The sequence below is a fragment of the Acinetobacter chinensis genome, from assembly GCF_002165375.2.
GTDB lineage: Bacteria > Pseudomonadota > Gammaproteobacteria > Pseudomonadales > Moraxellaceae > Acinetobacter > Acinetobacter chinensis.
On record NZ_CP032134.1, the window covers coordinates 1,012,514 to 1,027,630 of the forward strand.

10 protein-coding genes and 1 pseudogene are annotated in these 15,117 nt (G+C 37.8%); 10 read left to right on the forward strand and 1 reads right to left on the reverse strand.

The features are described from left to right. Positions 1-303 precede the first annotated feature (303 nt). The 10 genes and pseudogenes from CDG60_RS18575 to CDG60_RS05700 all read left to right on the forward strand — a co-directional run bounded on the left by CDG60_RS18575 (position 304) and on the right by CDG60_RS05700 (position 14,089). Entirely contained in the window at positions 304-507 is a 204-nt protein-coding gene (locus CDG60_RS18575; protein ID WP_406565296.1) for a hypothetical protein, read from the forward strand. After that, positions 504-2,249 (forward strand): annotated as a pseudogene (locus tag CDG60_RS18645) (Ig-like domain-containing protein); the annotation flags it as partial. The gene CDG60_RS18575 and the pseudogene CDG60_RS18645, both read left to right, overlap by 4 nt. A gap of 111 nt (positions 2,250-2,360) precedes the next feature. After that, complete coding sequence (locus CDG60_RS18650; RefSeq protein WP_160116980.1) at positions 2,361-4,796, forward strand: BapA/Bap/LapF family large adhesin; 2,436 nt, start codon at positions 2,361-2,363, stop codon at positions 4,794-4,796. Between the two features lie 157 nt (positions 4,797-4,953). Further along, complete coding sequence (locus tag CDG60_RS05670; RefSeq protein WP_087513277.1) at positions 4,954-6,624, forward strand: poly alpha-glucosyltransferase; 1,671 nt, start codon at positions 4,954-4,956, stop codon at positions 6,622-6,624. Then, positions 6,621-8,378 (forward strand): hypothetical protein, encoded by a 1,758-nt coding sequence (locus tag CDG60_RS05675; RefSeq protein ID WP_087513276.1) that lies wholly within the window; start codon positions 6,621-6,623, stop codon positions 8,376-8,378. Before CDG60_RS05670 ends, CDG60_RS05675 begins: the two co-directional genes overlap by 4 nt. Before the next feature lie 8 nt (positions 8,379-8,386). Continuing rightward, a complete protein-coding gene (locus CDG60_RS05680; protein WP_087513275.1) occupies positions 8,387-9,373 on the forward strand; it encodes a YheC/YheD family protein in 987 nt (328 codons plus the stop codon). Continuing rightward, entirely contained in the window at positions 9,373-9,747 is a 375-nt protein-coding gene (locus CDG60_RS05685) for an HAD family hydrolase (RefSeq protein ID WP_087513274.1), read from the forward strand. The genes CDG60_RS05680 and CDG60_RS05685 overlap by 1 nt, the downstream gene beginning before the upstream one ends. A gap of 1 nt (position 9,748) precedes the next feature. Further along, positions 9,749-10,465 (forward strand): glycosyltransferase family 2 protein, encoded by a 717-nt coding sequence (locus tag CDG60_RS05690; protein WP_087513273.1) that lies wholly within the window; start codon positions 9,749-9,751, stop codon positions 10,463-10,465. Beyond that, positions 10,465-12,033, forward strand: coding sequence for an RIO2 family protein (locus CDG60_RS05695; RefSeq protein WP_087513272.1), 1,569 nt, complete (start codon positions 10,465-10,467; stop codon positions 12,031-12,033). The genes CDG60_RS05690 and CDG60_RS05695 overlap by 1 nt, the downstream gene beginning before the upstream one ends. A gap of 13 nt (positions 12,034-12,046) precedes the next feature. After that, the gene (locus CDG60_RS05700) at positions 12,047-14,089 is read left to right on the forward strand and encodes a hypothetical protein (RefSeq protein WP_087513271.1); all 2,043 of its coding nucleotides are present in this window, start codon (positions 12,047-12,049) and stop codon (positions 14,087-14,089) included. A gap of 46 nt (positions 14,090-14,135) precedes the next feature. Here CDG60_RS05700 and CDG60_RS05705 read toward each other — a convergent pair whose 3' ends face one another. Continuing rightward, positions 14,136-15,104, reverse strand: coding sequence for an alpha/beta fold hydrolase (locus tag CDG60_RS05705; protein WP_087513270.1), 969 nt, complete (start codon positions 15,102-15,104; stop codon positions 14,136-14,138). Positions 15,105-15,117 lie beyond the last annotated feature (13 nt).

Sequence of the window (15,117 nt, forward strand, 5' to 3'; positions counted from 1 at the left end):
TCTCTGACAGCGATTCTCCGACACTCTGACAGCGATTCTGACTCTGCGACAGCGACAGACAGCGACTCTGATAGCGATTCTGACTCTCTGACAGCGACTCTGATTCCGACAGCGATTCTGACTCCGACAGCGATTCTGACTCCGACAGCGACTCTGATTCTGACAGCGATTCTGACTCTGACAGCGACTCAGACTCTGACAGCGACAGCGACTCAGACTCTGACAGCGACTCAGACTCTGACAGCGATTCTGATTCCGACAGCGATTCTGATAGCGACAGCGATTCCGACTCTGACAGCGACAGTGATTCTGACTCTGACAGCGACAGCGATTCCGACTCTGACAGCGACAGTGATTCTGACTCTGACAGCGACAGCGACAGCGATTCTGACTCTGACAGCGATTCTGACTCTGACAGCGATTCTGACTCCGACAGTGATTCTGACTCTGACAGCGACAGCGATTCTGACTCTGACAGCGATTCTGACTCTGACAGCGATTCTCTGACAGACTCTGACAGCGATTCTGATTCCGACAGCGATTCTGACTCTGACAGCGATTCCGACTCTGACAGCGACAGTGATTCTGACTCTGACTCTGACAGCGATTCTGACTCTGACAGCGACAGTGATTCTGACTCCGACAGCGATTCTGATTCCGACAGCGACTCAGACTCTGACAGCGATTCTGACTCCGACAGCGATTCTGATTCCGACAGCGACTCAGACTCTGACAGCGATTCTGACTCCGACAGCGATTCTGACAGCGACTCTGATTCCGACAGCGATTCTGACAGCGACAGCGATTCTGACTCTGACAGCGACTCTGATTCCGACAGCGATAGTGACTCTGACAGCGACAGCGATTCTGACTCTGACAGTGATTCTGACTCTGACAGCGACTCTGATAGCGACAGCGACTCTGACTCTGACAGCGATTCTGACTCTGACAGCGACAGCGATTCTGACTCTGACAGCGACAGCGATTCTGACTCTGACAGTGATTCTGACTCTGACAGCGACTCAGACTCTGACAGCGACAGCGATTCTGACTCTGACAGTGATTCTGACTCTGACAGCGACTCAGACTCTGACAGCGACAGCGATTCTGATTCCGACAGCGACTCTGATTCCGACAGCGATTCAGACTCTGACAGTGATTCTGACTCTGACAGCGATTCTGACTCTGACAGCGATTCTGACTCCGACAGCGATTCTGATAGCGACAGTGATTCTGATAGCGACAGCGATTCTGATTCCGACAGCGACTCCGATTCTGACTCTGACAGCGATTCTGACTCTGACAGCGACTCTGATAGCGACAGCGATTCTGACTCTGATAGCGATTCTGATTCCGACAGCGATTCTGATTCTGACAGCGATTCAGACTCTGACAGCGACTCTGATTCTGACTCCGACAGCGATTCTGATTCCGACAGCGATTCTGACTCTGACAGTGATTCTGACTCTGACAGCGATTCTGACTCTGACAGCGATTCTGACTCCGACAGCGATTCTGATAGCGACAGTGATTCTGACAGCGACAGCGACTCTGATAGCGACAGCGATTCTGACTCTGACAGCGACTCAGACTCTGACAGTGATTCTGATTCCGACAGCGATTCTGACTCTGATAGCGACTCAGACTCTGACAGCGACTCAGACTCTGACAGCGACTCAGACTCTGACAGCGATTCTGACTCTGACAGCGATTCAGACTCCGACAGCGATTCTGACTCTGACAGCGATTCTGACTCTGACAGCGACTCAGACTCTGACAGTGATTCTGATTCCGACAGCGATTCTGACTCTGATAGCGACTCAGACTCTGACAGCGACTCAGACTCTGACAGCGACTCAGACTCTGACAGCGACTCAGACTCTGACAGCGATTCTGACTCTGACAGCGATTCAGACTCCGACAGCGATTCTGACTCTGACAGCGATTCTGACTCTGACAGCGACTCTGATTCCGACAGCGACTCTGACTCTGACAGCGATTCTGACTCTGACAGCGATTCCGACTCTGACAGCGATTCTGATGGCTCTGACAGTGATACAGATGCACCTGATGAACCTACTGCACAGTTCAATGCCGATGGTTCCAAAGTCACGGGTACAGCTGAACCTGGTTCTCTTGTTAAAGTTAAAGACAAAGATGGCAATGTCATCGGTTCTGCAACTACAGATGCATCGGGTAACTACTCAGCAGATCTGAATCCTGCCCTGAAAAATGGTGAGAAGGTTGATGTAACGGCAACAGATGCTGCCGGTAATGAATCCTTACCGACAGAGGCAACAGCTCCTGACCTGACAGCTCCTGACTCTCCTGCTGCGACCATCTCTCCGGATGGCACAGAAGTGACCGGCACAGGTGAACCTGGCGCAACCATTCTTGTGAAAGACAAGGACGGCAACACCATCGGTTCAGCCGTGGTTGATGCAAGCGGCAACTACAGTGCACCGCTGGATACCCCGTTGACCAACGGTGAGAAAGTGGATGTGACTGCAACCGATGCAGCGGGCAATGAATCAACTCCGGTTGAGGCAACAGCTCCTGACACCACCGCACCTGATGCACCGACAGCCACAGTGACACCGGACGGCACAGCAGTGACCGGCACAGGTGAGCCTGGCGCAACCATTCTTGTGAAAGACAAGGACGGCAACACCATCGGTTCAGCCGTGGTTGATGCGAGCGGCAACTACAGTGCACCGCTAGATACTCCGTTGACCAACGGTGAGAAAGTGGATGTGACTGCAACGGATACAGCGGGCAATGAATCAACTCCGGTTGAAGCAACAGCTCCTGACAGCACCGCACCTGATGCACCGACAGCCACAGTGACACCGGACGGCACAGCAGTGACGGGTACGGGCGAACCTGGCGCAACCATTCTTGTGAAAGACAAGGACGGCAACACCATCGGTTCAGCCGTGGTTGATGCAAGCGGCAACTACAGTGCACCGCTGGATACACCTCTTGTAGATGGTGAGAAAGTGGATGTGACTGCAACCGATGCAGCGGGCAACGAATCAACTCCGGTTGAGGCAACAGCTCCTGACCTGTTTGCACCTGATGCACCGACAGCGACTGTTGATCAGACGGCTGGTGACAAAGTAACAGGTGCAACTGAGCCTGGCTCCACAGTGACTGTTTACGCAGCTGATGGCGTTACTGTACTTGGTTCTGCAACAGCAGATGCAAGCGGTAACTACACAGTGAATCTGGCTACTCCGCTGTTGAATGGCGAAGATGTGAAGGTGACGGCGAAAGATCCAGGTGGCGAATCTGCTCCTGCAAATGCTAAGGCTTCTGATCAGACTCCACCTGATGCACCGACAGCAGCAATTGATCAGACACTGGGCAATAAAGTGACCGGCACAGGCGAACCTGGTGCGACAGTTCTTGTGAAAGACCAGGGCGGTAACACGGTTGGTTCAGCGGTTGTTGACGCAAGTGGTAACTATACTGCTGATCTGACAAAACCATTTACGGATGGTGAGTCATTAGCAGTTACTCAGACTGACTCAGCAGGTAACGAGTCTGTACCAACAAATGTAACAGCTCCAAATGTTCCAATGGATGCTCAGGACAACTCAGACACAGTGAATATCGAATACGATTATCCAGTGACAGAGAAGTTCCTTGATAATGCCATTACATACAGTTGGTTACTGGGTGCATTTGGTATTGTGCTTGGTACTACTAAAGGCTCAACTGAATTTACAGTTGGTCAGGGTGTAACTGCAGATGTTCAATTGCAGATCAAGTCCGGTTCGTGGGCATCCTTCCTTGATCAGGTAAGTATTGTATTATCCAAATACAATCCATCTACTGGTCAGTGGGATAAGATAGCTGATAACAGTTCAACAGGGATCTTTGACTTCATTGGTGTCTTTGGTGAAGTTGCCAAGGTGAATCTGGATGATTTGTCTGCTGGTCGTTATAAGATCGATATGTCCAGCTTTAACATGCTTACCTTGCCAGGTTATGTTGAAACTGACATTGCGATTACAGAGCATCATACTTCTCAGACACCTATTATCACGACAGTAGGTGAAGCAACTGGTAATGTGATTACTGATGTTGATCCTTCAACAGGTAAAGACAACCTGGCAGCAGGTTCTGTAGTGACCAAAGTGAATGGTGATACAGTTTCAGGTGCAACAGTGATTACTGGACTTTACGGTAAACTGACGATTAATGCAGATGGTAGTTATACGTATAAACCAGATGCAAATCTTGCCAATATAGGTAAGTCTGATGTGTTCTCTTACACTGTAACCGATCCGGTCACAGGCAAAGAAGATACTGCAGATCTGACCATTGATATTGGTACAACTTCAGGAGCAACGGTAGCTTCGCTCAAAATGGCTTCTGCGGTAGCTGATTTTGATTCTGTAGATGCCGATGCTGGAAATACTGTAACTTCTACAGAAAATGATGACCAGATTACTCTTGGTAATGGTACAGATACTGTGATCTACAACTTACTTGATGCAGCAGATGCAACAGGTGGTAATGGTCATGATACTGTCTCTGAATTCACGGTTGCAGGTGCTTCGGAACAGCACAGCATCGTTGATATCAAGGGTCTGCTGTCTGACCAGACAGGCGTCAATGCGGGTAATATCGGTAATTATGTGAAAGTGGCTTATAACGGCACAGATACTGTGATCAGTATTGACCGTGACGGCACAGGAGCAAATTACAGTTCAGCGGATCTGCTGACACTGAAAAATACCAACACGACACTGGCTGAGCTGCTGCAGAACAACCAGCTGTTATTCTGATCTGAATACATAATTCAGTAAAAGAAAGAGGACCCCAGGGTCCTCTTTTTTATATAAATCAATTACTAAAAACATATAAATAAGGTCTTAACAGAAAGAAAACTTATGCTATATTTGTTGTGAACTACATAACAATTTTTATATAACGTGTGAAAAAATGACAGTTAATACTTTTTCGGAACTTACTGAATTTAAAGAAAATTTAGGGAAATGGTTAAATAGTGAGCTGAGTGAAAAAGCTCAGGATATTTATGTGGTTTTTTTCTCTTACGGTACTCGTAAAAACAGGTGTAATGTTTGGTCCACAGCAGACAAAGATGCTCAGACTATCATCAAAAGAACCTTTAAATTCTGTGAACAGCTTTTTGATAAGAACCGTGGTTTACCAGAATATTTAAAGTTTGATATTGCGGTCAATATTGAAAAGAGAGACTGGACTAATATCAATGCAGAAGTGATAGGACAGATACATAATAACCATTACAGAAAAGGTATCAGCTTTGACAGTAGTTTCGGTCAGTGCTTCCTCGAACAGGAAATTTATGGAAAGTCCATTATCAAAGGTGTGGTTTATAATGAACCCAATTTTTTTGATGAAAAAAATCTGAACGATACATTAAAGAAAAAAAATCCAAACTTTAAAGGGAATATACAACTTTCAAAATTAAAGACGGCCTGGGTGTTTGATACCATCTCTGCAATTTATGAAAATAAAAAGTTTCTGGCATTACAGAGTGGTGGGGCTTTCAACGGTATAAGGTTTATTGAAGGTGATAAAAAAGCGCATATTAAAGAAATTGTACTTAAAAACGCAGAATTTCTGCATGGGCAAATTCAGGAAAATGGACGCTTTATCTATGGTTATTTCCCTGCATTTGACCGTGAAATTAAAAGCTATAACACCGTCCGGCACTGTACAGCAGTTTATGCACTGCTCGAAACACTGGAAGTTGAATACAATGATGCCTATTTGCCAAAAATAAAAACATCCATTCAGTATGCAATTAATACATTCTATAAAGAAATGGATGGTAAAGCATTTTTGATTGATGGCAATGAACCTGATCAGGAAATTAAACTGGGTTCAAATGCTGCTGCTATTTTCATGTTGGCGAAATATCAGGAAATTACCAAAGACAGTCAGTATATTGCTTATGCAGAAAAGCTGGCCGAAGGTATCCGCTATATGGTGGATGATAAAGGCGAAACAACACATGTTTTAAGTTATCCATCACTGGATGTAAAAGAACAGTTTCGTATTGTCTACTATGATGGTGAAGCTGCGCTTGGATTGCTGCGCCTGTATCAACTGAATGACAATCCAGCTTTACTGGATACGGTAAAGCTGATGTTTGAGCATTTTATAGAGAAAGATTACGATAAATATCATGATCACTGGTTAAGTTACTGCAGCAATGAGCTGACAAAAATCTGTCCTGAAGAAAAATATTTTCAGTTTGGCATGAATAACTATTTAAAGCATATGGACTTTATCAGAAATCGAAAAACGGCTTATGCAACATTCCTGGAAATGATGATGTCAGCTTATAAGATGGTCGTTCGTATGCGTGATCAGGGTTATACCGAACTGTTTGCGCAGGCTAAATTTGAAGAGCTTGAAGACCTGATCGAATATCGTACCGAGTATCAGCGTTCAGGATTTTTCTATCCAGAGGTTGCTATGTATCTGGCTAAACCCGAACGCATTCTGAATGCGTTTAATGTTCGGCATGACAGACTTCGGACAAGGATTGATGATCAGGAACATAATCTTTCAGGTTATGTGGCGTATATCAATCATTTTCATCGAAATGGTGGTGCTGAATGAAAAAAGATCTGTGGGCTGTTATCTGTGGAAATATACGTGATGAACTGGATTTCAAACTAACATTAAGTAAATTGATAAAACTTCGTTCTGAAAAAAAAATACAGCATATTATGCTTTCAACATGGCGTGGAGAAATTGATAAATATAATGGATTACGCACAGCACTTAAAAATCTTGATGTCTATTTACTTGAAAGTTTCCCTGTTTCTGATGACTTACAGACAGCAGCAACTGATGCAGTAAATTTTTGGAGACAGTCAAGGCAACTGATAGGTGCACTTGATTTAATACCCAAAGACAGCTTTATTCTGAGAGTTAGAACAGATCGAAGTCTGAATTATATTAATCAGATGGAAAAACTGGGTGTTTTTGATAATTATGAAGTTGAATCTATTCAATTCGGACAATTTCCAAGAGTTTTTCAGTATAAGCTTTTTGTATTTGCACCTAAAATGGTCAGGCTTATGCATATGATCGATTTTGTTTTTTTGGGATACCATAAAGATTTATATAAGTTGATCAATTTTGATGTAAATGAATTGATGTTCCAGAAGCAGATTGTTGCAAATGCTCAATGGTTTATGAAGCCATTCATTCAGGAATTTCCTGTAATTCGTGATTATATGCGTTTTACAGTATTTAAAAATACGATTCAGGTATTAAAGAAATATGTAGATGAAAAAAAAGAAGAGTCTATTTTTCCTGAAATATACTATAAAGTATATGCTATATATCTATTGATTATGCATACACATTTTAAAATATTATACATGGGGAGGGTGGATGATAGTACATTGGAAAATACAAGTTTTTATCAGTTTTTTAGTACATCGCCTGGAAATAATTTATATTCAACAGGGTTGGGGACTTCAATAAGAAATGAAAATGTACTGAAGTATGCAGTCGAAGGTAAATTGAAACCATCAGAAAGTTATTCTGTTTTTATGGAGAAAATTAATTTACTTAGAAGTAATGGGAATACAGTATATTTTGAATATAATTTTGAAGATTTGAAAAATCTTGAAGATTTTGTTAATCAAAAAATATATTGTGATAATAATGAAGTAAAATGGTATAAAGCATTAAAAACAAAACCACTTGAAATAGAAATAAATTATAAAGAAGATTATGATGTTAAAGTATTGAATTGCATCGAATGTGATATTGAATTATGGAGTGAGTTATCTGATACTTTATCAATTGAAAAAGAATTATGGAGGAAATGGCTTGTTATTCAATGTCCAAAATCAATAACAACTGAAAAAATGTTATTACCGGTTGCAAAAACAGGTATAGAATATGCTACGTATGTATTATTGGATATGTTGTATAATAATAGAATTTCTGAAGTAAATATTGCTGAAGTAATCAGAATTGTTGAATTTTATTTAAACATATCTGTAACAAAAGAATTAAGTACAAAAAACACAACAAGAATAGCATATAAATATTTTCAATTAATTCAAGAGGGTAAGATTTTAAATCCAAAAATAAATTTAAATAGACTTTTCTCATCTGTATTACGAGATTATGGTGTGGTGTTTTTTGAAAATCAATCAGATTATATAGGAAGCCTTGAATCTGTCTTAAATGGAAAAAATGATTTACGAGATTTGGATATTAATTTGTTGAATTCTATTTTGATTGATATGAATGAAAAAAGTTCACTTAGTAAAGATAATATACTAAAATTTTATTCAGAAAATAATTTAAAAATGGATGAGAAAGTGGTTTTAAAAGATTATATAAATTAAGGTGGAATATGAAAGTAGGTTTTTTAAGGTTTGATCAAAATCCGACAATAAAAGTTCGAGCAATTGCATATATATGTCATTACCATAATATTGATTTTTTTTACTTTCAACCTGAAGACGTTGATTTTGAGAAAAAGAAAATTAATGGTCGTTTTTTTATTAATGAAAATTGGGAATACAGAGAAACAGATTTTCCTGATTTGATTGATAATGCACCTTCTATAGCTAAGTATCGTAGTTTTTATGATGAAATGACAAAATATGTACCTTTTATGTGCTTTAGAATAGGGAATAAACAAAAGGTACAGAACATTCTTGAAAAAGATGGAGAATTTTCTCATATTTTGATTGAAACAGAGGAGGTCGAAGGTTTTGAAAAATTTGATCATTTTTTAAATCGAATGAAAAGCGTAATTTTAAAACCTAATGGCGGAAACATGGGGCGTAATATTATAAAAATTTCTAAAATTGGAAATGATTATAAAGTTGAAACGGATGGTGAGATAATAAATTTATCTAATTTGAAAAAATGGTTTGATGAACATGATTTTAGGGGCTATATTCAACAGGAATATGTAAATTCATTGAGTAAGAATAATCTTCCATTTGATATACGTATCCATGTGCGAAGAGGTTTAAATAAAAAATGGAATGTAGTTAAGGTTTATCCAAGAATTGGAATTAATCAGAATGTAACATCTAATATCAGTCAAGGTGGTTCTATTTCAAAACTTGTAGGTTTTTTGAAAAATAATTATGAAGATTATGAAGAAATTCAGAAAAAATTAAATAAGTTTGCAAGAGATTTTCCTCCATATTTTCAGAAGTTTTATAATTATGATCTTGATGCTTTAGGTATTGATATAGGGTTGGATAAAGAGGGTAATTTAAAGCTTTTTGAAGTAAATACTTATCCTGGTTCAAATTTTCTTGATATTGAAGATTCTGTTGTCAGAGTTCATTATTATCATTCATTCGCGAAGCAGGGATTATAATGAAAAGATTAATATTTGATGTTGATGAAACGATCTGTACGACTGTCAATGGTGATTATAAGAACTCAAAACCTATTACTTCAGTAATAGAAAAAATGTGGGATTATAAGCAGCAAGGTTTTGAAATCTGTCTTTCTACAAGTAGAAATATGAAAACCTATAGTGGAAACAGCGGTAAAATTGCAGCAAATACATTGCCGATTCTGATTGAATGGCTAAATAAACATAATGTTCCATATGATGAAATCTATATAGCTAAACCATGGTGTGGTTTTGAAGGGTTTTATGTGGATGATAAAGCAATAAGACCAGATGAGTTTGTGAACTTATCATATGAAGAAATAATTAAACTTACAACTAAAGAACAGGTATAAAATGATTGTAATTCCAATGGCAGGATTAAGTTCCAGATTCTTTAAAGAAGGGTATACAATGCCTAAGTATATGCTTGATTTAAATGGGATAACTGTTTTTGAATGGTCTGTCAGTTCATTTAAGGAATATTATTCATCCGACTTGTTTCTGTTCATTGTTTTTGATCATTTTAATACAGCTGATTTCGTTAAAAATCAGGTTAAAAAAATGGGTATTTCCAATTATCAAATTGTTACCCTGACTGAACATACACTTGGACAGGCAGATACTGTATTTCAGGGACTGAAAGAAGTGGATCAGGATGAAGATATTTATATCTTCAATATTGACTCACGACTGGAAAAGTTTACTAAATTTACAGATTATGAAAATCTTGATGGCTACCTTGAAGTATTTAATGGAGATGGTGAGCATTGGTCTTTTGTTTTACCTGGTGAAAATAACCAGGTATTGAAAACAACAGAAAAAGATAGAATTTCCAGTTTGTGCAGTAATGGATTATATTATTTTAAATCATCCAGTATTTTTAAAAAATATGTGAAAGAAGAAGTTGATGGTTTTAGTGGAAATGAAATTTATATTGCTCCTTTGTACAATAATTACATTGAAGATGGTTTGAATATTAAATATAAACTTGTTAATGAAACAGATATCAGTTTTTGTGGAACTCCAGCTGAGTATAAGGAAACTTTAAATAAAATTCTGGGAGTAAAGTGATGATTCTGATTGCATCAGGCGCATATGTTATATCTGAATTTCAGGTGGAGCTTGGAAAAATTCCACCATGTCTGTTACCTATAGGGAATAAAAAGTTACTTGAGCTGCAGGTATCTGCAATTAGAAAGACATTTAATAATCAGGATATTTATCTGTCATTACCTGAAAGTTATGAACTCTCTTCATCTGAAAATAAAATTATAGATGCTCTGAACCTGACAGTGGTTAAAACTCCGGATCAATTTAATCTGTGTGACTCTTTATTATATGTATTAAATACAAATGAAAAAATAAATGCCGATGAAGTGTTTTATCTGTTGCATGGTGATACCTTCATCTCTGATTTTGATAATTTAAAAGATAAAAATATTATTTCAGTATCACGCTCTTATGATAGTTATACCTGGGAAGTTGTTAAACAGAATAATGAACATGCTTTGGTCTGGAGTGGTTTTTTTTCTTTTTCATCAATCAGTTATTTACTGAAATCACTAACATTAAACCGTAATGATTATGTCAATGCAGTAAAATATTACAGCACTCAACACGAATTATCTCTGATTGAAACCGATAAATGGCATGATTTAGGACATTCAAATACCTATTTCAATTCCAGGGCAAATATAACGACACAACGTGCATTTAATGATCTTAAAATTATTGATGGTATAGTCAGTAAGCAAGGAAAACCTGATGTCAAGATTCAGGCTGAAGCACTATGGTTTGAAAATATTCCATCAGCACTTAAAAAATTTACACCTGTTTTATTAAATCACGGTGAGCGTAATGAAGGATATTATTATGAACTTGAGTATCTTCCATATATTCCACTGAATGAATTGTTTGTTCATGGTAAAAATGAAATACTGCAATGGAATAAAATTATACGTAAACTTGATGAGTATATTAATATTTCCATACAGAATGATATGGATGAAAACAGTAAAAGAGATATTAATCAGGATGCATTTAAACTTATTACAGATAAAACACGTGATCGATTAAAAGAATATTCTGAAGAAATGAATTTTGATCTGCAAAAAAGTTTTATTTATAAGAATAATAAGTTGCCTTCTGTACACCAGATTATGGAAGAATGTATAGAAAAAGTATTACGGATAGAAATTGTTCATGGTGTTATGCATGGAGATCTTTGCTTTAGTAATATTTTATACGATTCACGAGGCGATCGGATTAAAGTTATTGATCCTCGTGGGTTAAATTATAAAGCTGAATTTACAGTATTTGGTGACCTTAAATATGATTTTGCAAAGCTGACACATTCAATAGTTGGTCTTTATGATTATATTATTTCAGGTTATTATAAAATTGAAGAATCAGCAAATGGATCTATAGAAATTGTTTTTGATATAGATGAGCGCATTGAAAAAGTTATATCTCAATATATGCAGAATTTTAAGGTTAGTGGCTTGTCAGTTCAGGATATCATTCCCTTGGTTATTCTTTTGTTTATGTCAATGCTTCCATTACATGCAGATAGGCCGGACAGGCAGAAAGCAATGCTTATAAATGCTTTGAGGTTATATAAAGTCTATATGCTGAATTGATCTGGAGGGAATTATGCACTTATTAAGAGATGACCCGATAGTAGAAGAAATCAGAGGTTATTATAATAATTTATCTGAATTTAATGATTCAGAAGAGGATTTTATATCTAAAATAAAAAAACTGTTTTCTGATAATAAAATTGTTGAAGTTTCTGCATGTACTTTAAAAGGGATAGAGGTTTTTCCTAATAATTTAAAAATTAAGCTTTTAAATTTTGATGCATTACTGAGACTGGGTTTCTTTCTTGATGCACAGTTGGCAATAGAAAAAGTTTTTTACATGGAACGTAGTCGAAATATCTTGGTTTTTGAAAGAATTTTTGAGTTGTATCTTAGATTGGCTGAATATAATAAATTAATTGATCTTTGCCAGGCGAATATTCCAATTCTTTTAAACAGTGAACGTGCATCAAAACAATATATTGATTTTTTAATTCGAACCAGAAATTATGAATGGTATGACTTTTTATTCGATAACTTTGAGGAAAAACTCCTTGCAATTTTAAAGAACTCTATAAAGCGTGTTTTTTTTGATTATAAAAAATATAAAATTTCTGACTTGATTTATTTGCATTCAATATATACAAAAGCTGATTTTGAAAAAATAATGGATATTATATGGAGACTGTATCATCAAGGTGAGCGGTCGATGTTATATTTCCAGTATGCATGTAAAACTTATGAAGGTGAAGTTTATACAGGTTTGAGGCAGATTTTTTTTAATCAGCAGGCATATTTACACTTTCGGAATGATGCCAACTTTTTGTTGGAATATGCCCATAATCTGATATTTCGTAAATTTTATGAACATGTTTTTTATTTCTTTAAAAATATCGATGTTACGAATATTATCTGTGATCCTTTCGTAAATGAATATCAGAGAAACAGGCTGTATTATTTTATAATCAAGCTGAACTCACTTGTTCAGGACGAAGATAAGTGCTTAATCACCTATGATCAGGCTTTAAAATTTAATCTGATAAAGCCTTATAGTCTTGATTTCTGTAGACAATATTCACTTGCTTTAAAAGCAGGAGTTTCAACAGCTGATTTTGAACAAAAAATACAGGATTTTTCAGAAAAGACACAGGAAGTTATTAATTTTATTGTTTTTAAAGTTTCACAGATCGTATCTGATGGTAAGAATGAATTTGTTGATTTGAATCTGGCTGGGCAGATGCGTGGTGGATTGAACTCTATCAATGATATAAATGAACTGATATCAAATTACAATTTCAAAAAAGTTTTCTTCTCGACATGGAACATTCAGCCTGTGTTTCCACCAAGGTTATATTCTTTAGGACGCATTCTTGGTTTTTCTGCTGTTAGATTACTCCCTGAACCGTTCAGGCATTTTGGATTTTTCCAGCAAAAGTTTCCTGTGCTGTCAAAAAAAATATTTTCTTCTGAAGGTATTGAGCTTAACCTTGAAACCCTGAATAAAATAAATGCAGATGTTGAATATCGTATTGTTGATGAGAAAGCATTTAATACATTGTATGAGTCACAGCAGGGGTTTCTGATAGGCTCAAGATTGCATCAGGCAAAAATGTTTTATCATTTTTATCATTCTATTCCATCATTTTCTGGTGCGCGTGTGGTTTTGAGAAAACGACCTGATATGAAAAATCATATTAAGTTTGATATGTCTGACCATTTCAAAGTGCTGTCCAAACATGATAACTACCTATATATCAATTATTTTGATCATAATCTCGGATTTTGTGACCGTTTTTCATTAGGTAGCCAGGCTTCAATTAAAAAAATAGGGATGATCTGGGAAACTGCACTTCATTTCAATAAACTGATTTATGCTGATTTTTTTGATGACTATACACATCTCAGAGCAGCAGAGCATTTGATGAGCTCACACATTGTCGCCTGTGGCATTAAAACACGGTATGTACACTGTCAAAGAGAGGAGTTTATTGAGTCTGACAATTTAGGAGAAATTCCTCTTAAAAGTGAATTTTTAGAGGATTTCAGTGCATTGTCTGATGAGGAAAAAGGGCAGTTGAATAAGTTCTATAATTATATGATTGAAACACTCAGTTGATGAATAGGGTTAAGGCAATAGCTCATCAGCTGTTGCCTTTTCGGTTTTATTTCGCTTTATTTAAGAAATCCATATATGGTTTCACCAGTAACTGTTCCTGCTCCATAATTGGCATATGACCCACACCTTTTAAAATGACAGGTTCCTGCGCATTTTTGAGTAATCCTTTCAGTTCAGCAGCAGCTTCAACATTTATGACCTGGTCTTTGTCTCCCCACGCGATCAGTACCGGTTGATCTACAGATCGGGCAGCCAAAGCAAAAGTATCAGGTGTATAAACTTTTGCCATTACAATCAGCTGTTCAATCAGCTTTGAGGTATTGGCTGATTGTGAAATCATCATTTTTTCCTGAGACTCTTTCAGTTCTTTCGGAATAAATGGAGGTAAGTTCGTCGCAATTTTTAAGATTCTGTCCAGATCACCTGGTTTTGCAACCAGCATATTTCTGAGTGTTGTTGGATCTTTCAGATAGGGCGTATTAGCAGATTTAAACACACCTGCGCTATCTATAAGGAACAGTGATTTTGTATCTACAGGATATTGAGCAGTATAGAGCAGGGCAATAGCTCCCCCCATCGAATGTCCTGCAACATGTAATCCATTTTCAAACTTTGCCGCTTCAGCAAAACGACGCAGTTTTTCAGTCATATTGGGAATGGAATAATCAAAGTCCGCTGCAACTTTGCTGTCACCCTGCCCAGGTAAATCTGGAATAATAACGTGATAATACGGTGTCAGATATCGGGCTAAGCGGTTCCAGTTATCACGGCTGCCAGCTAAACCGTGTACAAGCATCAATGTCGGTTTACCAGCTTGTCCACCTTCACTGTAAGCCCATTCTATATCGCCAACTTTAAGTTTTTTACTCTGCATACCTGCCCAGGCTCTTTCCTGTTGCAGTACACTCTGTATATCTATGGAACCTGCAAGCGCTATTGAGGGCAGGCTGAATGCACTTACTGTACCGACAGCCAGTGCTGTGGAAAGTAATAGTTTTTTGAAGATTCCTTTCATTGATATTCTCAGT

Bases quoted from the DNA above. Each gene is read 5' to 3' on its own strand.
- CDG60_RS05675 (WP_087513276.1), top strand. From the start codon at position 6,621: ATGAAAAAAGATCTGTGGGCTGTTATCTGTGGAAATATACGTGATGAA.
- CDG60_RS05680 (WP_087513275.1), top strand. From the start codon at position 8,387: ATGAAAGTAGGTTTTTTAAGGTTTGATCAAAATCCGACAATAAAAGTT.
- CDG60_RS05690 (WP_087513273.1), top strand. From the start codon at position 9,749: ATGATTGTAATTCCAATGGCAGGATTAAGTTCCAGATTCTTTAAAGAA.
- CDG60_RS05670 (WP_087513277.1), top strand. From the start codon at position 4,954: ATGACAGTTAATACTTTTTCGGAACTTACTGAATTTAAAGAAAATTTA.
- CDG60_RS05700 (WP_087513271.1), top strand. From the start codon at position 12,047: ATGCACTTATTAAGAGATGACCCGATAGTAGAAGAAATCAGAGGTTAT.
- CDG60_RS05705 (WP_087513270.1), bottom strand. From the start codon at position 15,104: ATGAAAGGAATCTTCAAAAAACTATTACTTTCCACAGCACTGGCTGTC.
- CDG60_RS05685 (WP_087513274.1), top strand. From the start codon at position 9,373: ATGAAAAGATTAATATTTGATGTTGATGAAACGATCTGTACGACTGTC.
- CDG60_RS05695 (WP_087513272.1), top strand. From the start codon at position 10,465: ATGATTCTGATTGCATCAGGCGCATATGTTATATCTGAATTTCAGGTG.